20 protein-coding genes are annotated in these 22,137 nt (G+C 71.6%); 10 read left to right on the forward strand and 10 right to left on the reverse strand.

Going from position 1 to position 22,137, the window contains the following annotated elements; genetic code table 11:
* Nucleotides 1-123 precede the first annotated feature (123 nt).
* Entirely contained in the window at nucleotides 124-717 is a 594-nt protein-coding gene (locus AC07GB_RS32560; protein ID WP_478851794.1) for a YbhB/YbcL family Raf kinase inhibitor-like protein, read from the forward strand.
* Nucleotides 718-743: 26 nt separating this feature from the next.
* On the opposite strand, the gene AC07GB_RS32565 is transcribed toward AC07GB_RS32560, so the two are convergent.
* The gene (locus AC07GB_RS32565; protein ID WP_478851796.1) at nucleotides 744-1,529 is read right to left on the reverse strand and encodes an MBL fold metallo-hydrolase; all 786 of its coding nucleotides are present in this window, start codon (nucleotides 1,527-1,529) and stop codon (nucleotides 744-746) included.
* Between the two features lie 99 nt (nucleotides 1,530-1,628).
* On the opposite strand from AC07GB_RS32565, the gene AC07GB_RS32570 reads away from it, so the two are divergent.
* Complete coding sequence (locus AC07GB_RS32570) at nucleotides 1,629-2,231, forward strand: TetR/AcrR family transcriptional regulator (protein WP_478851798.1); 603 nt, start codon at nucleotides 1,629-1,631, stop codon at nucleotides 2,229-2,231.
* 133 nt (nucleotides 2,232-2,364) lie between these two features.
* On the opposite strand, the gene AC07GB_RS32575 is transcribed toward AC07GB_RS32570, so the two are convergent.
* Entirely contained in the window at nucleotides 2,365-2,640 is a 276-nt protein-coding gene (locus AC07GB_RS32575) for a hypothetical protein (protein WP_478851800.1), read from the reverse strand.
* 85 nt (nucleotides 2,641-2,725) lie between these two features.
* Here AC07GB_RS32575 and AC07GB_RS32580 point away from each other — a divergent pair, with 85 nt between their 5' ends.
* Nucleotides 2,726-4,051, forward strand: coding sequence for a deoxyguanosinetriphosphate triphosphohydrolase family protein (locus AC07GB_RS32580; protein ID WP_478851802.1), 1,326 nt, complete (start codon nucleotides 2,726-2,728; stop codon nucleotides 4,049-4,051).
* 84 nt (nucleotides 4,052-4,135) lie between these two features.
* Here the strand turns inward: AC07GB_RS32580 and AC07GB_RS32585 are convergent, their stop codons facing one another.
* A complete protein-coding gene (locus AC07GB_RS32585) occupies nucleotides 4,136-5,014 on the reverse strand; it encodes an SCO6745 family protein (protein WP_478851804.1) in 879 nt (292 codons plus the stop codon).
* A gap of 111 nt (nucleotides 5,015-5,125) precedes the next feature.
* On the opposite strand from AC07GB_RS32585, the gene AC07GB_RS32590 reads away from it, so the two are divergent.
* Nucleotides 5,126-5,704, forward strand: coding sequence for a TetR/AcrR family transcriptional regulator (locus AC07GB_RS32590; RefSeq protein WP_478851806.1), 579 nt, complete (start codon nucleotides 5,126-5,128; stop codon nucleotides 5,702-5,704).
* Nucleotides 5,705-6,102: 398 nt separating this feature from the next.
* Nucleotides 6,103-6,678, forward strand: a complete 576-nt coding sequence (locus tag AC07GB_RS32595; protein WP_478851808.1) for a transcriptional regulator — start codon at nucleotides 6,103-6,105, stop codon at nucleotides 6,676-6,678.
* Between the two features lie 155 nt (nucleotides 6,679-6,833).
* Here the strand turns inward: AC07GB_RS32595 and AC07GB_RS32600 are convergent, their stop codons facing one another.
* A complete protein-coding gene (locus AC07GB_RS32600; protein WP_478851810.1) occupies nucleotides 6,834-7,190 on the reverse strand; it encodes a winged helix-turn-helix transcriptional regulator in 357 nt (118 codons plus the stop codon).
* A gap of 161 nt (nucleotides 7,191-7,351) precedes the next feature.
* On the opposite strand from AC07GB_RS32600, the gene AC07GB_RS32605 reads away from it, so the two are divergent.
* Nucleotides 7,352-7,645, forward strand: a complete 294-nt coding sequence (locus tag AC07GB_RS32605; RefSeq protein WP_478851812.1) for a DUF1330 domain-containing protein — start codon at nucleotides 7,352-7,354, stop codon at nucleotides 7,643-7,645.
* Nucleotides 7,646-7,707: 62 nt separating this feature from the next.
* Here AC07GB_RS32605 and AC07GB_RS32610 read toward each other — a convergent pair whose 3' ends face one another.
* From AC07GB_RS32610 to AC07GB_RS32620, 3 genes are all read right to left on the reverse strand, one after another.
* Nucleotides 7,708-8,259, reverse strand: coding sequence for a GrpB family protein (locus AC07GB_RS32610; RefSeq protein WP_478851814.1), 552 nt, complete (start codon nucleotides 8,257-8,259; stop codon nucleotides 7,708-7,710).
* Between the two features lie 51 nt (nucleotides 8,260-8,310).
* Nucleotides 8,311-8,814, reverse strand: coding sequence for an NUDIX hydrolase (locus AC07GB_RS32615; protein ID WP_478851816.1), 504 nt, complete (start codon nucleotides 8,812-8,814; stop codon nucleotides 8,311-8,313).
* A gap of 84 nt (nucleotides 8,815-8,898) precedes the next feature.
* The gene (locus tag AC07GB_RS32620; RefSeq protein WP_478851818.1) at nucleotides 8,899-9,549 is read right to left on the reverse strand and encodes a nucleotidyltransferase domain-containing protein; all 651 of its coding nucleotides are present in this window, start codon (nucleotides 9,547-9,549) and stop codon (nucleotides 8,899-8,901) included.
* Nucleotides 9,550-10,224: 675 nt separating this feature from the next.
* On the opposite strand from AC07GB_RS32620, the gene AC07GB_RS32625 reads away from it, so the two are divergent.
* Entirely contained in the window at nucleotides 10,225-10,647 is a 423-nt protein-coding gene (locus tag AC07GB_RS32625) for a hypothetical protein (RefSeq protein ID WP_478851820.1), read from the forward strand.
* A gap of 60 nt (nucleotides 10,648-10,707) precedes the next feature.
* Here AC07GB_RS32625 and AC07GB_RS32630 read toward each other — a convergent pair whose 3' ends face one another.
* Nucleotides 10,708-11,634, reverse strand: a complete 927-nt coding sequence (locus tag AC07GB_RS32630) for an aminoglycoside phosphotransferase family protein (protein WP_478851822.1) — start codon at nucleotides 11,632-11,634, stop codon at nucleotides 10,708-10,710.
* Nucleotides 11,635-11,751: 117 nt separating this feature from the next.
* Between AC07GB_RS32630 and pip the strand changes: the two genes are divergently transcribed.
* A complete protein-coding gene (pip, locus tag AC07GB_RS32635) occupies nucleotides 11,752-12,714 on the forward strand; it encodes a prolyl aminopeptidase (RefSeq protein WP_478851824.1) in 963 nt (320 codons plus the stop codon).
* A gap of 22 nt (nucleotides 12,715-12,736) precedes the next feature.
* Here the strand turns inward: pip and AC07GB_RS32640 are convergent, their stop codons facing one another.
* Together AC07GB_RS32640 and AC07GB_RS32645 are read right to left on the reverse strand one after the other, a co-directional pair.
* Complete coding sequence (locus AC07GB_RS32640; RefSeq protein WP_478851826.1) at nucleotides 12,737-18,736, reverse strand: non-ribosomal peptide synthetase; 6,000 nt, start codon at nucleotides 18,734-18,736, stop codon at nucleotides 12,737-12,739.
* A 326-nt stretch (nucleotides 18,737-19,062) separates the two neighbouring features.
* Nucleotides 19,063-20,412 carry a tetratricopeptide repeat protein gene (locus AC07GB_RS32645; protein ID WP_478851828.1) on the reverse strand — a complete coding sequence of 450 codons (1,350 nt, stop codon included), beginning with the start codon at nucleotides 20,410-20,412 and terminating at the stop codon, nucleotides 19,063-19,065.
* A gap of 153 nt (nucleotides 20,413-20,565) precedes the next feature.
* Here AC07GB_RS32645 and AC07GB_RS32650 point away from each other — a divergent pair, with 153 nt between their 5' ends.
* Both AC07GB_RS32650 and AC07GB_RS32655 read left to right on the forward strand, forming a co-directional pair.
* Complete coding sequence (locus AC07GB_RS32650; protein WP_478851830.1) at nucleotides 20,566-21,009, forward strand: hypothetical protein; 444 nt, start codon at nucleotides 20,566-20,568, stop codon at nucleotides 21,007-21,009.
* Between the two features lie 80 nt (nucleotides 21,010-21,089).
* Nucleotides 21,090-22,130, forward strand: coding sequence for an RNA-binding protein (locus AC07GB_RS32655; RefSeq protein WP_478851832.1), 1,041 nt, complete (start codon nucleotides 21,090-21,092; stop codon nucleotides 22,128-22,130).
* Nucleotides 22,131-22,137 lie beyond the last annotated feature (7 nt).

Consider the following 22,137-nt stretch of genomic DNA (forward strand, 5'->3'; position numbering starts at 1 on the left):
ATCGATCAGGGCCTTGAGTGACATGACGTCAAAACCTGGGCTTCCTACGCTGGTTCCACCGCACGACCATCACTCTCGCGCCACGGACACCTAAGCGACCCCCAGCATCCTTGGGAGCCTCCAGTGAGAAGTGCAAGGATCGCGTTATTCGCCCTGCTCGTCACCGGGGCCGCCGGCCTCTCGCCGGCCACCGCCTCGTCGGCCTCGCCGGGGCCGACGGCGGCCCGGAGCGCGTTCGCCCTGTCCAGTACCGCGTTCGCCGACGGCGGTGTCATCCCCAAGGTCCACGAGTGCACCAGCGGCGGCGGAAGCGACCCCGCCAAGAGGAACGAGTCGCCTCCCCTGGCCTGGTCGGGGGCTCCGGCCGCCGCCAAGAGCTACGCGCTCGTCATGCGCGACCTCGACAACGCCAACCTCATCCACTGGGTCATCTACGACATCCCGGCGAGCACGGCCTCGCTGCCCCAGAACGTCGAGCACAAGTACCGGCCCTCGACCCCGGCGGGAGCCAGGCAGGTCTACTACCGCGGCAGCGCGAGCCTCTACGGCTATCAAGGGCCGTGCTCGCCCTCGACGGTGAACACCTACGAGTTCGTCGTCCACGCCCTCGACAAGGCCTCGCTGACCAACCTGAACGCCAACTCCTCGACCCAGACCGCCGCCAGGGAGATCCTCGCGTCCTCGATCGGCTCGGCCAGGATCACCGGCGAGTCATAGCTTCAGCCTTACGGTGGGACCCGCGCTCAGGTGGCCAGGTCCAGCCATTCCCCGACGGCCAGCACGCGTGCGCGCCCCCCGGCGTGTGCGCGGAACTCCTTCTCCGGGTCGGAGACCTCGACGTAGCCCGGGATCTTGTCCGGCTGCTCCGTCTCGTAGTGCATCGGCACGGCGTGCCGGGCGTCGAGGATCTCCGCGGCCACGGCGGACTGCCCGGGGTCCATCGCGGCGGGCAGCGGGCTCGGCGGCCGCAGGTGCGGCGCGTCGACGACGGCGCCGTTGGCGGGCAGGAACACCGCGTCGAACGGGCTGAACCGGCGTGCGACGAGCCACCAGTAGCCGTGGAACATCGTGTCGCCGCCGTGGAAGACCCGCTGCCCCTCGGCCTCCACCACCCAGTTCAGCTGCGGGTCGCCCAGTCCGTCGACGGCAGGGACCGCGGTGACGCGGAACGGCCCGGCCTCACGCGTGGACCAGGCGTCCACGACCTCCACGGCCAGCCCGTGCAGGGCCAGCTCGCGCTCGGCCGCCAGCGTCGTCACGTTGTCCACGTCGTCGCCGTGGCCGGGTGCCGGGCGCAGCACCGGCGCGCCCGGCGTCAGCACCTGCGCGAGCGCGGCCGCGTCGGTGTGGTCCCTGTGGAGGTGGGTGACCAGGGCCGCGATGGCCTCCCCGCTCGGTTCTGTGAGGCCCACGCCCGGCTTCCACCCCGTGAACAGCGGTGTGAGGTCCTGTACGTAGTCGATCACCAGGCGCTCGCCGCCGGCCGCCTCGATCTCCAGGCCGGCCCAGCCCAGTCGTCGTACTCGCATCGCGTACTCCTTCGCTCCGGTCCCTGGCAGGTGCCGCAGAAGTTAGCGTACGAGCGTTCGCTAAATCAATAGCGAACGCTCGTACGCTATTCTTGGCGCATGTCACCACGACGCTCAGCGGCCGAAGCGCAGGCCACCAGGGGCCGGATCCTCGACCGCGCCGCCGAGATCGCCTCCGAGGAAGGCCTGGACGGCATCACCATCGGCCGGCTCGCCGAGGAGCTGGAGATGAGCAAGTCCGGGGTGCACAAGATCTTCGGCACCAAGGAGACGCTCCAGATCTCCACGCTGGACAAGGCGTTCGTGGACTTCTGGCACCGGGTGGTCGAGCCCGCCCTCACCGAACCACCGGGCCTGCGGCGGCTGCGCGCGGTGTGCGCCAACTCCGTGGGCTACCTCGAAGCGCCCCTGCTGCCCGGCGGCTGTCTGATGACCGCGGCGCTGAGTGAGTACGACGGCCGCCCCGGCCGGGTCCGCGACGCGGTGGCCGAGGTGTGGTCGCGCTGGCGGGAACGGCTGCGGGCGGACCTGACCGCGGCGGTGGACAACGGCGAGCTGCCCGCCGGGTTCGACGTCGACCAGGCGCTGTTCGAGATCATCGCCGCCGGGCTCGCGCTGAACGCGGCCATGCAGCTCCAGGACGACCGGACGGCCGCGGGCCGGGCCCGCCGGGCGATCGAACGGGCCTTGGAGCAGGCGTGACCGGGGCGGCCGCGGGGCTTGGCCGTGCTGAGGGGGCGGTCGACCGGCGCGGACGGCTCACGCCTGCCCCGCCGGAGTCGGCTGGGGTCACCGGAGTTCGGAGGCCTCCGCCCCCCAGGCGCTGAACAAGGCCTCAGAAGGGAACAGCCAGCCCGGCCTCCCGCAAGAGATGCAGTGCCTTGCCCATGCATGCGGCGACCGAGGCCCCATCGGCCCGCATCCCGCCGTCCAGCGGCCCACCAGAAGCGGCGAAGGTCCACGCCGGCCGCCCGTCACGCATGCGCTCCGCGTCGACCCGGATCATGGCATCGACGCCCTGTTCACCGAGCCACTCCAGGATGAGCACCGTCGCGTCCTCGACGCCGCTGTCGAGATCCACCTCGATCCGCCGCCCCACTCCCTTGGCCATGACCACGACCCTACGCAGCGTCCGAGCGGCCCTTGGCACGCCCCTGCGCGGCGGCGCCGACGGCGCAGCCAGTAGCATCCCGTCCATGCGACCTGCCCATTACAGCGACGAGGACCTGGAACAGCACTCCCTGCGCCGAAGGGTCGCGGACGACGGGCAGCGATCGGGGTTCGAGCACGACGTGGACCGGATCCTGTACTCGACGCAGTGGCGCGCGCTCGCGGGCAAGAGCCAGGTCGTCGCGAGCGCCGAACTCGGGGCGTACCACACCCGGTTGACGCACTCGATGAAGGTGGCGCAGCTGGGCCGGCGCATGGCCGAGCGCCTGGAGCGGCGTTACGGCGGCCCGAATCCGGCCCTCGTCGAGGCGGCCTGCATGGCCCACGACATCGGCCACCCGCCCTTCGGACACGCGGGTGAGACCGCGCTGCGCGCGACGATGGATGAGTTGCACTCCGCGGCCGGGGTGCTCGACAGCTTCGAGGGCAACGCCCAGACCCTGCACATCCTCACCTTCCTGGCCGCGCACAAGTACCCCGGCCACCGCGGTCTGCACCTGACCCGCGCCTGCCTGGACGCGGCCACGAAGTACCCCTGGGAGCGCGCGCCGCGCGACGTCGACCGGGCCCGGCACGCCAAGTGGGGCGTCTACGCGGTCGACCGGGAGGCGTTCGCGTGGGTGCGGGCGGGCCGGGGCGACGCCGCGGTGCCGGTCGAGGAGCAGGTGATGGACTGGGCCGACGACGTCACCTACGCCTGCCACGACGTGGAGGACTTCTACCGCACGGGGCTGATCCCGCTGGCCGCGCTGTTTCCGCCCGCGGGGGCCGCCGGGGGCGACACCGAGCGTGAGACGGGGCGCTTCTTGGACTACGTGGCGGCCAAGCGCCGCGCCGCCGGTGCCGACTTCGACCGGGACGAGGCGGCGTACCTCCTGGCGGACATCGCCAAGGCGCTGTCGATCGCGGGGCCCTACTCCGGCCGCCACGAGGACGACGTGGCCGTGAACGCCCGTACCGCCAAGCTGATCGACCACTTCACCCGGGACATCGAGCTGGAGGTCACCGGCACCGCCGCGATCCGCTACGGCGCCCGGCTCGTCGTGCCCGCCGAGCGCCGGGCGGCCTGCGAACTGCTCAAGGAACTGGTCTGGTGCTACGTCATCGACCGCCCGGCCCTGGCCACGCAGCAGCACGGCAAGCGGCGCATCGTCTCCGAGCTGCTGCGCTGGACCCATGACGCGCCGCAGCTGCTCCCCGCCGACCGGGCCGAGGAGCTGGACCTTCACGGCGACCCGCTGCGGGCTGCCGCCGACCACGTCGCGTCGCTGACCGAGGACCAGGCCATCGCTCTGCACCGACGCCTCTCGGGCACGAGCCTCGGCTCGGTCAGCGACAACGTCTGGCTCTGATGGCTCTGACCGGGGCCGGGGCCGGGGCAGCCCTCCGATGCCGCTGAACAACCTGGCAGCCGCAGCGTGCCGCGCGGCCTTCGCTCACACCTTCCCGATCCCCAACGTGTTCGTACCGGGCAACAACCCCGACCCGATCACCGCCACCCAGCAGTCCCCCAGGAGTCCGGCGAGCCGCTCCGTGTCGGCCGCGCCCAGCGCCTGCCAGGGCCCCGCCGCCAGCTCGTCCGTGTGGCGCTCGACCTCGGCGCGCAGCGCGCGGCCCGCCTCGGTCGCCGTGCCGTCCGGCTCCACCAGGCCGCGCCCGACGAGTCGTTCGCGCGCCGCGGCCCACTCCCGCGCGCTCCAGCCGCGACTCGCGAAGGTCTCCTCGGGCGCGGCCCCGACGGCCGCGAACGAGACCAGGGACTCCACCGGGTCGAGCCCGGCGACCAGCAGCGCCGCCAGGTGACCGTCGCCGCGGTGCTCGCGCAGGATCGTCGCGGCCTGCCAGAGCACCAGGTGCGCGGCCTCGGGCCAGGGCCGCGCCGCGTTCGCGGCGGCCAGCGGGCGGCCCGCGTGCACGGCGGCCTCGGCGGCCCGGCGGGCCAGGGCGGCGGCCTCGGCCAGCTCAGGGCTGCCGACACGGTCGCCGAGGAGCGCACGGTAGGCGCGGTCGACGGCGCGGAGACGGGCGGCAAGCACGGCCTCGGGAGCCGCGGCGTCCCATACGGAAGGGACGTGCTCCCTGACCATCCCGGGGCTGAAGCTGTAGAACGCGGACGTCACCTGCTCCTGCCCGACCGCGCCGAGCGGTGCGGCCCGCCAGGCGAAGTACCGCGGCCAGCGGCCGGAGGCGATGCCGAGCCGGTCCGCCTCCTCGCTCGCTTCCGGGGCGAAGTGGACCACCGCGTGCAGCGGCTCCAGCAGATGCCACAGCTGACGCACACGGCCAAGCTCGATGGAGCCCTTCTGATCCTGCATGGCGCTCTCCCCGTCTTCTCCACTCACCACTCACCCGAACTAGACACTGACTAGATTGCTCGCCCGTACGCAAACTTGTCAACGCCTAGATTCGGCGTGACCATACTGACCATGCCCACCACCCAGAGCGGCCCCTACCACCACGGCGACCTGCGCCACGCCCTGCTGACCGCGGCCCTCGACGTCATCGCCACCGAAGGCCCCAGCGCCCTCAGCCTGCGCGACCTGGCACGGCGCGCCGGCGTCTCCCACGCGGCACCCGCCCACCACTTCAAGGACCGCACCGGCCTGCTCACCGCCATCGCCGCGGACGGCTACGACCTCCTCGCGGACGCCCTCGCCGACGCCGCCGACCTCCGTGAACGCGGGGTCCGCTACGTCCGGTTCGGCATCGAGCACCCCGCGCACTTCCAGGTCATGTTCCACCCCGACCTGCTGCGCGACGACGACCCCGCCCTGCTCGCCGCCCGCACCCGGGCCGGGACCGAACTGCGAGCGGGCATCGCCCAGGTGCCCGAGAGCGAACGCGGCCAGGACGCCCGGCTCGCGGGGATCGCCGCATGGTCACTCGCCCACGGCTTCGCCACGCTGCTGCTGACCGAGAACCTGCGCGAGCCGGTGGGGGAGCGCGACCCGGAGGACGTCTTCCGTACGCTGGCGGAACTGCTGTTCCCCGGCCGTCGGCAGTAGCCGGGCACAGGCCACCGGGAGCGCTCGCCCTGCCCGGACCTGTCCCGTCGCCGATGCCCCGCCAGCCACCTGCGGCAACTCCCGCGGCCACGGCCGGGCTTGGCCCGGGCCCTCCTGCGCCCCGCGCCGACCGCCTGTGCCGGACCGGACCGGCCGAGGAATTCGACCACGTACGCAGTTTCGGCCTGGAACCCGGGGGAGCGACCGCCGCGCCGTGGGGGCGTGAGGAACTGTCCCGAGAGGAAACGCGCGCCGTATTCGACGGGATATGACCACGGCCCCCTCCGAGAACGCCAAATCCACACCCTGAAAGCGCGACCCACCACCGAATCCCTAATCCGCTCCAGAGAGTTGAGATATGATGGGGCCGCCACAGCTGAGATCCGGGAGGACGGGAAATGCCGGAGAGGAATAACGAGTTCGGCAAATACGGTGCTCGTGGCATCAAGGGCCATGAAGCCGTCGCCCGCCAGCTCGACCAGCTTGCCGGTTTCATCGCCACACCCATCACCGCCCGCCGCGGCCTGTTGGCACGTCTGCACTACCTCACCCGCACCGACCACGCCCGCCAGGCGGCCCGCGAAGCCGGCCTGTCCGTCACCGACCGCACGCTGAAGGCGTGGCTGGACGGCAAGCGCAGCCCGTCGCGGAAGAACCTCGAGCGGATCGAGACCGCCTACCGCGCGGTACGCCGCCGTAACGTGTCTCGTTACTTGTTGGCCCGCCTCAACCGACAAGGCCGCGGGACCCGCGTGGAGTTCCACCCCCTCAACCAGTCCCACGTGGACCGGCCGCGCCAGCGAGTGGTGGAATTCCGCACCCTCAACGTCCGCCGCTGGGACCGCATCGTCGACGCCTGGAGCGCCGACGACGACGCGGCCCTGGACGAGGCGTGGGTGAGCGACGCCGTGGTGGACCTGGGCTCGCAGTGGGGGCAGTACGAGCACGTCAGCAACATCGGCTTCGCCGCCTGACCAAAGGCCCAGCGGTAGGCCTATGGCCGAACTCGGCGTGCGGCGTCAACTCCCTGGCGGCTTGCATCGGCGGCAGCCTGCACCGGCGGCAGCCTGCACCGGCGGCCGAGCCGCAGGATGGCACCGCTGCCGTGATCAGGCCAATCGCGCGGTGATCATTCCGGCCCTCCCGCCGTCGCGGGCCCCATCTCCTCGGCCCACCGCCGACTCCAGTCAGCCAGCGGGTCCAGCGCCTCGACAAGGTCCTGGCCCAGCTGGGTGAGGCGGTAGCCGTCGCCGTCCAGGGCGAGCAGGCGGGCGTCGGACAGCTCCTCGATCCGGGTACTGAGCACGCTGGAGGACATGCGCTCGCACCGGCGCTGCAATTCACGGAAGCCGACCGGAGCTTGCCTCAGTTCCCACAGGATCCGCATCGCCCAACGCCGTCCGAGCAGGTCGAGAGCGGCCATCACCGGACGGCCCGTCTCGGACCCCCGCACCGGCACGCCCGGGCGCGGCGCTCTGGCTTCCATGGTCACTCCTTGCGCTTCGGCTCTCGAAGCATCATAGTGATTCGAAAATCGAAGCAGGCGGGGTGGGGCGCCGTGCATCGGACCGCTCACGCTGTCGTCCGCCGGCGCTCGTCCGAAACCACCCCGCAAGCCAGACGCACCAACTCAACACCGGAGGTTCCATGCCCAAGGGCTACTGGGTCAGCGTCTACCGCGCCATTTCAGACCCTGAGAAGCTGGCTGCTTACAACGAGCTGACCCCTCCGGCCGTCAAGGCCGGGGGCGGTCGGACCCTCGCGGTCGGCGGCCGGGTCGTGGCGCATGAGGCCGGAATCGCCGAGCGCACCGTCCTGGTCGAGTTCGACAGCTTCGAGCAGGCCGTCGCGACGTACGAGAGTGAGGCCTACCAGGAGGCGCTGGCCGCCCTCTCCGGCGGCGTCGAGCGTGACTTCCGCATCGTCGAAGGCATCGACTGAGCGGGGCCCGGTCGGGTCTTCACCGGCGCGGCTGGGCCTCGCGGCGATGAGGGTGTCGTCGATCAGCACGGCCTCCCCGGGACAAGCCTTGGCCGGGCTCGCGCCGCGTAGGCCCTTGCTGTGAGTTCCTCCACCAGAGCGCTCTTGGACGCCGAGTAGGCCGCCCTGCCCTCGCTGTCGGCTGTGAACCGCTGGGCCAGGGCCGTCTTCAGCGCGCTGTAGCGCTGGACTTCCGCGGGCCTCCGCCGCAGGTGGTCGCGGAGCAGCACATGATCAAGGTGGGGCTTCGCGCCCGCGACCACGCCGTACAGATGGTGGGCGAAAGCCGCGGGCGGGGCCTGGAATGCCTCCCGTCCCTGGATGCCCAGGTCGCCTTCGTGCTGGTAGCCCTGCCCCGTGAGGCGGGAGATCAGCTCAGGCATGGCCGCTTCCTCGGGCACCACGATGTCGAGGTCGATGACCGGCTTGGCGGCACACCCGGGCACGGCCGTGCTGCCGACGTGCTCGATGGACACAGCCAGATCCGCGACGTGCGGAGCCAGCAGCCGCCGCAGATCCTCGAACCACTCGGGCCAGCGGGGGTCGTAGGCGCTGACTACGATCCTGTCCGTCATGCCGACAGTTTCTCAGGGGCGCGCACTCCATGCGGTGGGTGCTGGGTGCTGTCACCAGCGGGCGACGAGAGTCTCCTGCTTCCCCCGATTCCGGTAGAGCCATGTCGCGCCCGGCGCGGCGGCCCCGGTCAGATAGCTGACGATGGGCTCCCGCGGTGTTGCGCTGTCCAGTGCACCGAGCAGCTTCACGGCATCGGGCAGGGGGAAGAAGGCGGCTTGTTCGATGTCGTCGTCCTGTGGCGTGAGGTCTCCTGACCACTGCTCGACCTCGAAGGCCGCGGCCAGTGCCGAGGGGTGCCGCTCGGAGTCGACGTGTACGAGGAAAGCTGTCCGCGCCGGATCGCCGATCAGCAGCCCGGTCTCCTCCCGCATTTCGCGCCGCAGCGCTTCGTGCAGGAGTTCGCCGTCCTCGACTCCGCCACCGGGCAGCGACCAGAGCACCTCGCCGTCGGCGCCGAGGCTCTCCCGCACGAGGAGGATCTCGTCGCCCCTGCGGATGATGCCGATGACCAACTGGACGCGGGGTATGGCGGCTCTCGAAGCTTCTGCTGTCATGCGGTCGACCGTACGTGAGCGGCTTGGTCACTTGCCGAGCCCAGGACTGTTCACGAGAGACGAGGTGTCCTCGCGGACCAGCCGTCAGGTGTATGACAGATCCTTGAGCCAGCGGTGCCCCGGGTGGACGCGGGTGAGGAACTCGGCCAGTGCCGTGCGCTGAGCTGAAGTCATGTGCGGGAGGGTCGCGTTGAAGTCTTCCTGATCCTTGGGCCGTGCGTGCTTGGCCTTGAACAGCAGAACCAGTTCGGGCGCCAGGTAGGGGATGCCGTCCGGGGTGTGGTGGACGATCTCACTGTAGGGAAGCCGGATCGCCTCGTCGCGTCGGCAGATCCAGGTCGTACCGTCGTGGGGTTCGCGGAACACATCGAGCAAGTAGTCACCGGTGGCCGGCTCGCGCAGCCAGGTCTGGTGTGTGGCGGCCAGCACGTCCGGTGTGGCGTTCTCCCAGATCCGGCCGCTGCTGACCGCGTCGAAGACGTATCCGGGGAAGCGGCCGCGAATCTCGGGGAACTCCGCGGCGGGGATCGCGATCTCGATGTCCCCGTGCTCGCGCGCCTGCGTACCGCGGAACAGATCCAGCGCCCAGCCGGCGGCGACACACCACGGCACGGTCACCCCGGCCAGGCGCTGTGCGACCTCCCACGGGGTCCAGCAGGATGACCACCGAGCGTCGAGGGCATTCAGCTCGGCGGGCGACAGTTCGGTGCCACCGCTGGGGAGTTGCTCGCTCATCCGAAGGAATCTATCAGCGGTGAGCGGCAGGGCTCCCGAGCGACCGGGGCTCCCGAGCGACCGGGGCTCCCGAGCGACCGGGGCTCCCGAGCGACCGGGGCACTTGAGCGACCAGGGCTCCCCACTCCTCGTTGTACGTACGCGATACTCCTCCCACGCCTCCGATCCCACCCCTCCAGCGGAGGAAGGCATATGGAACAGGGACGCTTCACTGACGCTGACCGAGCCCGGCGGTATCTGCGGTGGACCTCCATCGCCACGGTGCCGTGCGTTCTGGTTCTCGTCTACGTCATCGTGGCCCAGGGGATCGGCACGGCGTGGGTCGGCCTGGTCCTCGTCGCCGCGAGCTGGGCTCTCATCGCGTGGCGTTTCGGGGGTGTCGGCGGTAGGGGCCTTCGTCCTCGGCCCTGAGGCAGTCCCCCGCGCAACCAGGGTCCCGGCCTCCTCGGCCCTGAGGCAGTCCGCCCGCGCGACCAGGCTTCCGGGCGGAGGCGGCTGAGGTGACACCCGTCATGCCAAGGCTGACGCCCGGCGCTGCGGACGTAGCCCTTCCACAGGCGGCTGCCGGTACAGCCGGGCAACAGAGGCGTGCCGGAGGGGTGGACCCGGACGGCAGGTGTTGCCATGGTCGGACGGTGGCCACTTCGGCCCGCGTACCGACCGGGAGGAAGAGCGATGACCGCACGTCAGAGCAAGGTCCTCAAGAAGCGCTTCGCGAACCAGCGTGCGCGGCTCCGCAGGCGCCAACAGTACCCCCGGCAGCTCCGCGGCACGGTGATCAGACTGGGTGAGCACTGGGCCGGACCTCCCTACGTCGGCCTGCGGCGGGGCATCGTCGTCAGTGCCCGCAACGGCCTGCGGCAGGGCGGCAAGCTCGGTGCTTCCAGCCGCCGCAGGAGGGGCGTCGGCATCACCTTCGCCGCCCCAGGAGAGGAACTCCTCACCTTCCTCCCCCGGAAGCTGACCGATCGTGTGGCGACGGGAGACCTGCTCCTGGTGCGTGCCTACGACCGCAAACCGAAGGCGAACGGGCCCTCGGCGGGGACTCGGATAGTCAAGGTCGTCCGCGCGGCACCGGCAGACAGGCGACCCAAGTAGGGGAACGCGGCCCGTTGGGGCGGACCGGAGGCAGCGCTCCGCACGAGCCGGCCTTCGCGTCTACGCCGCCCCACCCGCCAAGACACGATCGAGCGCCGCCCGCCCCAACGGCCCCCACGCCGGCTTGCCACCAGGAAGCCCCCGGTCCCCGTTCTGCCCCATCAGCATCAGGAACAGGCTTTTCAGAGCGGCCAGCCCGCGGGCGCGCCGGATCGTCGCCTCGTCGGCACGCGCGTACACGTCGAAGAAGCGTGAGGCGGCGCCCGCGGGCAGGACGACCCATGCGGCCGCGAGGTCCCAGGCCGGGTCGCCGGCGAACACGGCGTCGAAGTCGATCACGCCGGAGAGCGTCCCACCGGTGACGACGACGTTCGCGGGGTGAAGGTCCCCGTGCACCCATACCGGCGGACCTTCCCACTCGGGCGCCGCCACGGCGTCCTCCCAGACGGCTCGGACCTCGTCAGCGATGCCATTGGGGATGCCATCGGCGATGCCGCCGGGTAGCACGGCGTGAAAGAAGTGGTCGAAGCCGTCCGTGCACTTCTTGGGGTGCTCGCCGCGGTCCGAACTGCTCGGCGCGTCGGCGGGCGCCTGGACATGGAGCGCCCTGAGGAAGCCCGCCAACGCGTCGGCCGCATGGTCGCCGCGGCGGATCGAGGTGCGGTCCAGCGGCTCGCCGGGGACCCACGTCATGACGGCCCAGGGCTTCGGGAAGCGCGCGGACGGCTCCCCGATCCGTACGGGGCGGGGGACCGGCAGCGGCAGGCGCGGGGCCAGGGCGGGCAGCCACCGGCACTCCTTGCGCAGGAGGTCCGGCGCGCCTGACGTACGCGGCATGCGTACGGCCAACTCGTCCCCGAGGCGCCACTGTTGGTTGCCCCAGCCGCCTGCCACTTCGCGGACGGCCAGTCCCGCGAGGTCCGGATGCTGCTCCCGCAGCAGGTCGCGGACCAGGCCCGCGGTGATCTCGATCTCAGCGTCGGTCATGCCAAGCCACGGTATCGGGGGCAGGCGGAGCGCGGGCACGCCGAAGGTTTCCGCCCTGCCATGGTGTCTACGGCACAGGCGCGCTTCCCCCACGCACAGCCCCCAGGAGGCCCCGAAATGAGCGTTCCGTACCCGGCGATCGAGCCGTACGAGCAGGGAATGCTCGACGTCGGCGACGGCAACCTCGTGTACTGGGAGGCCTGCGGTAACCCGGACGGCAAGCCGGCGCTCGTCGTTCACGGAGGGCCGGGGTCCGGGTGCGGGGCGGGAGCGCGCCGGTACTTCGACCCCGACCGGTACCGGGTGATCCTGTGCGACCAGCGCGGCTGCGGCCGCAGCACCCCGCACGCGAGCGACCCCGCGACCGACATGCGGCACAACACCACCCCGCACCTGATCGCCGACATGGAGCGGCTGCGCGAGCACCTGGGCGTCGACCGCTGGCTGCTGCACGGCGGCTCGTGGGGCTCCACGCTGATCCTCGCCTACGCCGAGACGTACCCGGAGCGCGTGTCGGAGATCGTCATCGCCGCCGTCACCACCACCCGGCGCTCCGAGATCGACTGGCTCTACCGGGGGGTCGGCCGGTACTTCCCCGAGCAGTGGGAACGCTTCCTCGCCGGAGCCCCCGGCACACCGCGAGACGGTGACATCGTCGCGGCCTACGCGCGCCTGGCGGAACACCCGGACGCCGCGGTGCGGGAGAAGGCCACCGCCGACTGGTGCCGCTGGGAGGACGCGGTCCTGTCCGGGGAGACGAACGGCACCTCCCACCCGTACGGCGACCGCCCCCCGGCCGCGCGCGTGGCCCTGGTCCGCATCTGTTCGCACTACTTCTCCCACGGCGCGTGGCTGGAGGAGGGCGCCCTGCTGCGTGACGCCCATCGCCTCGCCGGTATCCCGGGCGTGCTGGTCCACGGCAGGCTCGACATGGGCGGCCCGCTCGTCACCGCGTGGGAGCTGGCCCGCGCGTGGCCCGACGCGGAGCTGATCGTCGTCGACGACGCCGGTCACCTGGGCACCGATACGACTCGCGTCCACGTACTCCAGGCCCTCGACCGGTTCGCTCACCGGAGATGAGACCAAGCCGCCCAGCGGGTGACTAGAGGCAGAGGCCGCGCCAGAACGACGTCATCATGCGCCGGTCCACCGTGGGAACCTCCACCCCGAGCCGCTCCAGGTCGCGCAGAGTGTGGCCGTTGTCGCTCGTGTCGTGCGGGACGGCACGGCCCGACCGTGGCACGGCGGCGGCCTGCTCGACGACCTGCTGGAACACGCTCAGATAGGGCAGGAACGGCAGTTCCCGCCCGGCCTCGCCCGCCTCGCGCAGCCGACCCAGGAACCGGTCGAGGGACACCGGCCGCGACCGCGTTCCGTACAGGTCGTCGCGCACTCGCAGGAACGCCCCCGGCGGCGTCGGCCGGGCGTGGTGCAGATGGTGCACGGCACCGGCGGAGTCGTCGAAGGCGAGCGCGACCAGCGCGCGGGCCGTGACGTCCACGGGCAGCAGGTCGGCCCCGACCGCCGCGTCCTGCGGGTAACACCCCAGCTCGGCACAGGTGGTGAGGAGGCGGCAGAACATGTCGTCCCGGTTCACGAGACCCCGTTCGGTGTCCGCCCACACCCGGCCGAGCCGGTACACGCGGGCCGCGGCCCCGCGGTCCGCGGCGTGCTGGACCATGCGGTCGGCCACCCACTTGCTCGCCGTGTAACCGTCGGCCGTGGTGTGCCGCTGCCCCGCGGTGGGGGAGTCCTCGGTGATCCGCCGCGCGGCCTCGGCGCGCCCGAACACCCCGATCGTCGACAGGTGATGGAGCCGCTTGGGCGCCCCCTCCGCCATGAGCCGGAGCAGGCGTTCCGTACCCCCTACGTTCGCGGGCTTGAGCCTCTCGTACGGCGACAGGTGGTGCACGTACGCGCCCGCGTGGAGGATCGTGTCGATGCCGTCCCGCAGGGCCCGCCACACCCCCGCGTGGAGTCCGAGACCGTCCTCGGCCAGGTCACCGCACACCACGTGCACGCGCCGTCCACCGGGGCCGACGCGGATGCCGTACGAGCGCAGTACGCCGTCGAGCCGGGCCTGCCCGGCCTCCCGCGACGCCGCGCGTACGAGGCAGTGAACGTCCGCGTCGGTGCGCGTGAGCAACTCCCTGAGCAGGAAGGCGCCTACGAAACCGGTGGCGCCGGTGAGCAGGACGTGGCGGGGCGGAGACCCGAACCGCACCCCGGCGGGGAAGCGGAGGGAGGACGCCAACCGTGCCTCGCTCTCGGGCACCAGGGCCTCGGCCGGCGCGGTGGCGCCGCCGCCCGTCTCCAGCGTCTCCAGGAGGGCAGCGAGCCCGCCCGGCGTCGGCGCGGCCAAGAAGTCCCGCGTCGGCACCCGCAGACCCGAATCGGCCTCCAGGCGGGCCAGCAAACGTACCGTCAGGAGCGAGTGACCGCCGAGGTCGAAGAAGTTGTCGTCGAGCCCGACGCGATCGGCGTCCAAGACGTCGGCGAACAGCGCGCACAGGTTCTTCTCGCGCGGCGTGCCCGGCGCCCGGTGCGGCGCCGCGGCGGCGAAGTCGACCTCGGGCAGTGCCGCGATGTCGAGCTTGCCGTTGGGTGACAGCGGCAGCCGCTCCAGCAGGACGAACGCCGCGGGCACCATGTACTCCGGAAGCCGGCGAGCCACGAACTCCCGCAGGTCCGAAGCGGTGAGGCCGGCGCTTCCGGGGGCGGGCACGGTGTAGGCGATCAGCTGCCTGCCGCCCGCGCCGGGGCGGGCGGTCACCGCGGCCCGGGCCACGCGCGGGTGAGCGGCGACCGCCGCCTCCACCTCGCCCGGCTCGACCCGGAAACCGCGGATCTTCACCTGCGCGTCGGCGCGGCCGACGTACTCCAGCTCTCCGGACCCGTCCCAGCGGGCCAGGTCACCGGTGCGGTACATGCGTGCGCCCGCCGGCCCGTAGGGGTCGGCCACGTACCGCTCAGCGGTCGGGCCGGGGCGGTCGTGGTAGCCGCGTCCGACGCCGGCGCCGCCGATGTACAGCTCACCCACCGCGTCCAGGGCGACGGGGGACAGGCCAGGGCCCAGGACGTACGCCCGCAGGTTCCCCAGCGGTCGTCCGATCGGCACGCCCCTGGCGTAGTCGCGCCCTGCGTCGAGGCTGTGGACCGTCGCGTAGAAGGTCTCACTGGGGCCGTAGGCGTTGACGACGTGAGCCTCGGGCCAGTGCGCCCGGATCCGCCGCACCAGGGCCGGTGGCAGTGCCTCACCGGCGAGCATCAGGGACTTGGGCTCCACCCGGCCGCCGAGGCGGTCCACCAGCTCCGTGAACGCGGAGGGCACCGAGCTGATCACGTCCACCTCCCACACGTCGCGCCCGGTCAGCGCGAGTACGTCCTGGACGATCTCGACGCTGCCGCCGGTGGTGAGGGTGGAGAAGAGTTCGAACGCGGCGACGTCGAAGCCGATCGAGGTGCTGGTGAGCATCCGCCAGCCCGGCGGCACACCCACGAGCCGGACCAGGTCGGACAGGGCGTTGACGAGGTTGGTGTGGGTGATGCTCACCCCCTTCGGCAGGCCCGTCGAGCCCGAGGTGTACACCTGGTAGACGAGGTGGTCCGGGTGGAGGCGGCGGGTGCGGTCGCTGTCGTCCAGGTCGGTGCCGGGGTGCCCGGAGACGTCGGCGCGGTCCAGGCGCAGCAGCGGCGTGTCCCGCTCGGGGAGTACGCCGGCCGTCTCGGTGTCGGTCACGATCAGCCGTGGCCCGGCGGTGTCCAGGATGTGGGTCAGACGCGCGCCGGGGTGGTTCGGGTCGACCGGCACGTAGGCGGCCCCGGCCTTGACGACGGCCAGGAGCGCCACCACGAGTTCCGGTGCGCGCGGCAGGGCCACGGCCACGATGTCGTCAGGCCCGACGCCCTTGCCGACGAGGACCCGGGCGAGCCGGTTGGCGCGCTCGTTGACCTGCGCGTACGTCAGCCGCTCGCCGTCGCGGAGCACCGCGACGGCGTCCGGGGTACGGGCCACCTGTTCCTGGAAGAGGCCGGCCAGGGTCTGTCCGCACACCTCGGTCGCGGTGTCGTTGAACCGGTTGAGGACCAGGTCGCGCTCGTCCGCGTCCAGGATCTCCAATGCGGTGAGCGGAGTGTGCGGGTCGTCGGCGAGCTGCCTGAGGACGCGCCCGAGCCGGGCCGCGATCCGCTCGATCTCCTCGCCGGTGAACATGTTGTCCTGGTACTGCAAGGCCAGGTGCACCCCGGTGCCCGCGCCCAGGTCCGCCTCGGTGGTCGCGCCGAGCGCCAGGGGGTAGTGGGTGCCGCTGTGCACGCGCATGCCGGTGACGGTGACGCCCGCCGAGGTGTGGGCGTCGGTGAGGCCTTCGCGGTCGAGGGGGAAGGACTCCAGGATCACCATCGAGTCGTACAGGGTGCCCAGGCCGACGGTCTCGTGGATCTCGCTGAGACTGTGATGATGGTGGTCCATCAGCGCGGTCTGGTGCTCTTGCAGCCGCTCCAGGACCTGGGCCAGTGTCTCGTCAGCGGAGTAACGCACGCGCACCGGAAGGCTGTTGATGAACAGGCCGACCATGCTCTCCGAGCCGGTGAGCTGAGGCGGCCGACCGGCCACGGTCGTGCCGAAGAGCACGTCCTCACGGCCGGTCAGGTGGCCGAGCAGCACACCCCAGACGCCCTGGAACAGGGTGTTGAGCGTGATGCCCAGTTCGGTGGCACGGCGGGGCAGGGCGTGGGAGGTGGCCGTGGTGAGGGGGACCTCGTACCGGCTCAGGCCGCTGACCTGTTCCGTCGCTTCGGTGGGGGCGAGTTTGGTCGGCTCCGTGACGCCGGCCAGCTCACTCGCCCAGGCCTCCGCCGCCGCCTTGTGGTCCTGCCGGGCGAGCCACGCCAGGAAGTCGCGGTACGGGCGTACGCGGGGCAGCGCGGAGGCCTCGCCCTCGGCCTCGTACAGCAGGATCAGATCGCGCATCAGATGGGAGAGCGACCAGCCGTCGAACAGAGTGTGATGGACGGTCAGGATCAGTTCGCTGTGCTCGGCGTCCATCCGCACGAGCGTCATGCGCAGCATCGGCGGCCGGGTGGGGTCGAAGTGCTTGGCGTGGTCGGCCGCCATCAGCGTCTCCAGCCGCTCGGCGCGCTGTTCCTCGCCGAGGCGGCGCAGGTCGACGACCTGCCAGGGCAGTTCCACGTGCTTCAGGACGAGCTGGACCTGCTCGCCGGCGGCGCTGGTGACGAACGCGGTCGCGAGATTCGGGTAGCGGCGAAGCAGGGCCTGGCCCGCGACGCGCATGCGTTCGGGGACCACGGCCCCGGACAAATGCAGGACGAACTGGACCTGGTAGGCGTCGAAGGACGACGCGGCCAGGGCGCTGTGGAAGAGGATGCCGGACTGCGCCGGGGTCAGCGGCCACACGTCGACCAGGCCCGGGTAGCGCTCCTCCCAGACCTCCAGGTCGCGCTGGCCGACCGTCACCAGGGGCACGTCCGACGGGGTCAGGCCGCCCGCGCCGGGCCGCACGGCGTGCCGGGCCAGGCCCTCCATGGCGGCGGTCCACAGGTCCGCCAGCTCCTGCGCCTCCTCGGGGGTGAACAGCCCCGCCGGATAGTCGATCTTGGCGATGAGCTGCGGGCCCCGCACGCCGTCCACGACGTAGGAGTTGACCTCCAGCGGAGCCATGGCCGGCATGTCCGCGTCCAGCTCCGGTGACAGCCATTCCAGGTCCGCCGCCATCGCCCAGGCTGTTTCCTGTACGTCCTGCTCGGTGGTCGACGCGGCGCCGAGGCGCCCGAGGGGTACATCCGGAGAGGCGGTCACCGCGCGCAAGAAGGTGACCAGCTGGGCACACAGGCGCCGCAGGTCGTCCGGCGCGTACATCGAGCCGTTGGCGTCGACGCGTACGAACAGGTCGCCGGCGGCCCGCCCGTCGAAGTGCAGGGTGCACCGCAAGTCGTCGACGGCGCCCATGGGCGAACCGGGCAGCAGATGTGCCGACGTGCTCGCGAAGTCCAGCTCCCGGACACAGGTGAGGATGTCGAGGGTGGGGCCGAAGGGACTGGAGAGCGCGGACGGGCCTGTCCCGGTGCCCGGGCTCCGCGCGGCGCGGCGAAGGGCGGCGGCCCCGTGCGCGCTGTGCCGCAGCACGCTCCCCATCTCGTCGGCCACCGTGCGCGCGAGGGTGGCGAACGTGGAGGAGAGCGGGATGTCGAAGCGCAGCGGTACGACGCTCGCCTGTGCGCCCCAGACGTCCTGCGTGGCGCCGGTGCGGCCGGAGGCCGGCAGGGAGACGGTGAATTCCTGGCGTCGGCCGAGGTACCGGAAGCAGACTCCCGTCGCCGCCGTCAGGAGCGCCGACAGGGACACCCCGATGACCCCCGCGGTCTTCCGCCAGGCCTCGACCTCCGTGTGCGGCACCGATGCCAGGTGGTTGATGAGGGACGGCTCGGCCGTACCGCGCCGGCCCGGCAGGCGCAGCGGATCGGGCGCTCCGGCGAAGTGGCCGCGCCAGAAGGCCGCGTCATCGGCGAACCGCGCCGACCCGCGGTGCCGCACCTCCTCACGGGCGAGCAGCGCCGGGCCACCCGCCGGCGCGTGAGGCAGGGGGGCTCCGTCCACCACCGCGCGGTAACACGCGGCGATGTGCTCGGGCAGCAGCCGCAGCACGGTGGACCGGTCACCCACCAGGGGGTGCGCGCTCAGGAACAGCACCCGGCGTACGTCCGACAGCTTGATCACTCCGGCCCGGAACACCTCGCCGCGCTCGGGGTCGAAGGGCCGCCACTCGTGCTCGGCGGTGAGGCCACGGGCCGCCGCCTCCGGATCGTCCGCGTCGCTCACGTCGAGCACGAGTGGCTGCCAGGCGCCCGCGTTCCCCTCCCGCACCAGCTGCCGCAGCGCCCCGTCGACGACACGGAAGATGACCTGGGCGTCCGTGTACGCCTTGTACGTCTCGCGTACCGCCACGAGCAGCGCCCTGTCGTCGACCGGGCCGTCGATGAGCCAACGCGACCCGTGGTTGGCCGGTAGCGCCGGTGCCGACTTCCACGCCAGCCATAAGTGCTCTTGAGCAGCCGAAACGTCTGATGCGCGCAACGAGACCATCCCCCTGATGACCTGTGGTGGCCCCCGTGCGGTACGGGGCCGACGAGAGGGCCGCTCCGGCTCAGCCGTCCCCGAGCGCGCCCGCCCAGCAGTTAAGGACTGCGGCCGGGTGGTGTCCAGGCGGCAGGGGGCTACGGGCAGCCGAGCGGGGAGCACGCCCTGCGTCCGGGGAGCCGGGTCAGGCACAGCCGCTGTGAGCGCGTCCGCCGCCTCCGCCTCAGGGGGTGTCCTGGCGCCGAGACAGAGCCGGGAGCCGCAGGTATTCCGTCGTACGAACGGGGCGGGTGGGTCCTGAGGGATACCGTCGTCGGCGGCGACCTTCTGGCTCACCCAGCGCCTTGTGTCCGCTTCGCCGTGAGGCGCGCCCACGCTTCCTGGTTGTAGGGGCAGCGGGCGCGAAGGTTGATGCGTTCGCTCAGCAGCGTGCGGCCCAGGTCGTGGTGGCCCGCGTGCAGGGCGGCTTCGACGAGGGTCTTCTGGAGGGCGTCCCGCTGGGCGTGGCTGCCGCCGAACTCCTGGAAGCGGTGACGCAGGGGGAGCAGCAGCTCCACCACGTCGGCGTAGCGCTTCTGCCCGTACGCCACCAGCGCCCGGCACACCGGAAGGCCGATGTCGGCGGTCATCGGGACGTTCGAGAGCCCGGCGGCCGCGTCGCGCAGCCACAACTCCCTCTCCTGGATGAGCCGTTCGGCATCGGCGATGCGGGCGGAGCCGACGTAGGCCATGACCGCGTGCACATCGTTGAAGGCGTAGTGGGGCCCGTCGTGCCGCTCGGCCCACGCGTCGGCGAGGGCGGGCCAGCGGTCACCGGTGCCGGCGCCCGCGAGGTGAAGGCGCCAGAGCAGCGCGGCGGCGTCCAGAAGCTCCATCGCCGCTCCGGCCGAGCCTTCGTGGTGCAGGGCGGTGTCGTAGACGGCCAGGACCTTGTCGGTACGTCCTGTCTCCAGCAGGTACAGGGCGTAATGCCACCAGTTGTGCACGTTCAGGTAGTTCCCGGCGGCCCACGCCTCCGTGCGGGCGTCGAGGTAGCCGATGCCGTCCTCGTGCCGGCCCTGCATCTCGTAGGCGTGGACGACGGCGTGGATGCCCCACACATCGCGGGCGTTCCGTTCGACGGCCTCCAGGCCCACCTGCTCGGCCAGGGTGTAGTGCCCGGCCTCCTCAAGACCGAAGGCGTACATGCCTTGCAGCAGGCCGTAGTGCGGGTCGTCCCGGTCCCAGGCGGCCAGTGCTCCGCCGATGCGGTCACGCAGGAGCACGGCGTTGCCCGTGAAGAAGTCGATCTGGTGGCCGACGGCGAGGGCGAGGATGTCCTTGGGATGCGCCACGACGAGTTCAGCCAGCAGCCGTCCTGCTCGGTGCATGTCGCCGTCCAGCCAGGAGGAAGCGGCCTCGACGTGCATGCGCTCGCGCACGCTCAGGCCGTCCAGGGTGACCTCACGACGGAACGCCCTGAACGCCTCGGCAGCCTCGGCCGCGTCCTTCTCCTCCGTGCCAAGCAGCCCGAGGTATGCCTGGAAGGTGTTGCCCATGGCGGACCGGGGCGAGGCGTCGAGCACGGCTGCGACCTCCCCGGCCACGCCCTCGCGGAAGAAGAGGAGTTCGTCAAGGGCCTTCTCGTAATGCCGCACCGCTGTAGCGCCGGTGTCCTTCATCATCTGACCATGCCGATCCATGACCACCCTGCCCACCTCCCGCGGACCGCCGAGCACCGCGGGAACCCTGCCCCAGATCGGCGGGTCGGACACCATGGCAGGGGGACGGCTTCCTGGCCTCTCTCGGGGTCTGGTGGCTGCCCAGGGGGCCGGTCTGCGGCTTAGGCTCGCGGGATGGACTCGACGAGGCGCAACAGGTTCAAGCCGGGCAGGGGCGCCCTCGCGGCGGCGGTCGCCGGGTTCGTGTCTCTGGTCGGGGCGCTGATCTGGTGGAACTCCGAAGCCGACCCGCACATCGACTGCGGTACGAAGTTCGTCGTCGAGCCGCCAGACAGCGCTGTGGACGTCGAGTGCCTCAGCTCGGACAGCCGTACCGGCCAATGGCATTTCATGATGCCAACCGCCGGAGTCGACTTCTGGTGGGCCGGGCAGTCGGACACTCCGCTGGGCCTGCGCACCTGGTTCGCGGCTGACGGAAAAAAGGTGCTTCCGGACGGGCGCGTCAGGTACGAGTCGTTCGTGAGCGTGGAGTACCCCGAGGACGAGAACGGCTACCTCGTGGTCAGTCCGAAGCGGGGCGGGATGTCGGAAGTGACTGTCAGCGGCGGATGGCTCTGACAAGGGGCCCCGAGCCTGCCGTCGCAGGGAGGCAGCCGTCGGATTCGCCTCGCTCTTCAAACGGGAGGCATGATGCGGCCATGCTGGCCTGCGTCTACCGCGTGACGAAATACGATCCCGCCGACCGTGATGAACACGGGCACTACACCGGGGCAGAGGACACCGTCAGCGACCACGGCGAGGTGGAGGCGGCGTACCTTGAGGCGGTCGCGGCGTTCGCCACGGAATCCGGTGTCGATCGACTGGCCATCCGTGAGCCGGGGGTTCCCTCCCTCGCGCACTTCGGCGCCGAGCCGACCGTGGACGGCTACGGACTTGACGGGCTGTTCCCGCCCCCAGCCAGCCCTGTATCCGGCCCGAGCCTGCCTCCTGGCTTCCACGACGGGGCCTCCGTGCCGCTCGGCACGGCGCTCGAACTGGTCAGGGCCATGCTCCGCGACAACGGGGCATGGTGCCGACTGGAAGCCGAGGACGTCTTCGCGGTGCACGTGGGCTACGACCAGTACCTCTACATCGGCAGCAGCCGACCGTGCGAGGAGGCGCTCGCCGCCACCCGCGCGCTCGGCCTGTTCCCTGAACGCATGACGTCTTCGCCGTACGACTTCGACCCGGAAATCGAGGGGGCAGGTATTCCGCGGCCGGGAGACGACGCATTCTGGAACGGTCTGCTCCCCGCCATTGCCTCCGGCCGCGCCGGAGTTCTGGAGGAGACGTTCGTCGAAGGTGCGACACGATGGCACCACCTCACCCCTGACACCATCGAAACGGTTCGTGCTGCCATCGCTCCCCGCGCCCGTCTGGCCGTGTGGCCGCCCTTGAGCCCCGACATCGCCGCAGTACTGGCTTCCTTCCCCGCCGACGGTCTCGTCGAGGGCGTCTGGCAGGACAAGGACGGCCGTATCCACAGCGCCACCTGCGCCGAGGAAGAGTTTCCCGAACTGGTCTCCCGGATTTCCTCGGCCTCCGCGGCCGTACTCCTCTCCGCGTACGAGGGTGAGGACCTGCCTGTGTACACCGCCGTCATGCCTGACGACGACGGCGTGGTGCGGGCGCGGTGGCGGCCGGGGCCCGCGAGGGGTGACCAGGAGCGCCAGACTTCCGAGGCCTCACCCCCGGGGTGACTTTCTT

The sequence above is a fragment of the Streptomyces sp. NPDC045778 genome, from assembly GCF_056431945.1.

Bases quoted from the DNA above. Each gene is read 5' to 3' on its own strand.
- AC07GB_RS32565 (WP_478851796.1), bottom strand. From the start codon at position 1,529: ATGCGAGTACGACGACTGGGCTGGGCCGGCCTGGAGATCGAGGCGGCC.
- AC07GB_RS32570 (WP_478851798.1), top strand. From the start codon at position 1,629: ATGTCACCACGACGCTCAGCGGCCGAAGCGCAGGCCACCAGGGGCCGG.
- AC07GB_RS32575 (WP_478851800.1), bottom strand. From the start codon at position 2,640: ATGGCCAAGGGAGTGGGGCGGCGGATCGAGGTGGATCTCGACAGCGGC.
- AC07GB_RS32580 (WP_478851802.1), top strand. From the start codon at position 2,726: ATGCGACCTGCCCATTACAGCGACGAGGACCTGGAACAGCACTCCCTG.
- AC07GB_RS32585 (WP_478851804.1), bottom strand. From the start codon at position 5,014: ATGCAGGATCAGAAGGGCTCCATCGAGCTTGGCCGTGTGCGTCAGCTG.
- AC07GB_RS32590 (WP_478851806.1), top strand. From the start codon at position 5,126: ATGCCCACCACCCAGAGCGGCCCCTACCACCACGGCGACCTGCGCCAC.
- AC07GB_RS32595 (WP_478851808.1), top strand. From the start codon at position 6,103: ATGCCGGAGAGGAATAACGAGTTCGGCAAATACGGTGCTCGTGGCATC.
- AC07GB_RS32600 (WP_478851810.1), bottom strand. From the start codon at position 7,190: ATGGAAGCCAGAGCGCCGCGCCCGGGCGTGCCGGTGCGGGGGTCCGAG.
- AC07GB_RS32605 (WP_478851812.1), top strand. From the start codon at position 7,352: ATGCCCAAGGGCTACTGGGTCAGCGTCTACCGCGCCATTTCAGACCCT.
- AC07GB_RS32610 (WP_478851814.1), bottom strand. From the start codon at position 8,259: ATGACGGACAGGATCGTAGTCAGCGCCTACGACCCCCGCTGGCCCGAG.
- AC07GB_RS32615 (WP_478851816.1), bottom strand. From the start codon at position 8,814: ATGACAGCAGAAGCTTCGAGAGCCGCCATACCCCGCGTCCAGTTGGTC.
- AC07GB_RS32620 (WP_478851818.1), bottom strand. From the start codon at position 9,549: ATGAGCGAGCAACTCCCCAGCGGTGGCACCGAACTGTCGCCCGCCGAG.
- AC07GB_RS32625 (WP_478851820.1), top strand. From the start codon at position 10,225: ATGACCGCACGTCAGAGCAAGGTCCTCAAGAAGCGCTTCGCGAACCAG.
- AC07GB_RS32630 (WP_478851822.1), bottom strand. From the start codon at position 11,634: ATGACCGACGCTGAGATCGAGATCACCGCGGGCCTGGTCCGCGACCTG.
- pip (WP_478851824.1), top strand. From the start codon at position 11,752: ATGAGCGTTCCGTACCCGGCGATCGAGCCGTACGAGCAGGGAATGCTC.
- AC07GB_RS32640 (WP_478851826.1), bottom strand. From the start codon at position 18,736: ATGGTCTCGTTGCGCGCATCAGACGTTTCGGCTGCTCAAGAGCACTTA.
- AC07GB_RS32645 (WP_478851828.1), bottom strand. From the start codon at position 20,412: ATGGATCGGCATGGTCAGATGATGAAGGACACCGGCGCTACAGCGGTG.
- AC07GB_RS32650 (WP_478851830.1), top strand. From the start codon at position 20,566: ATGGACTCGACGAGGCGCAACAGGTTCAAGCCGGGCAGGGGCGCCCTC.
- AC07GB_RS32655 (WP_478851832.1), top strand. From the start codon at position 21,090: ATGCTGGCCTGCGTCTACCGCGTGACGAAATACGATCCCGCCGACCGT.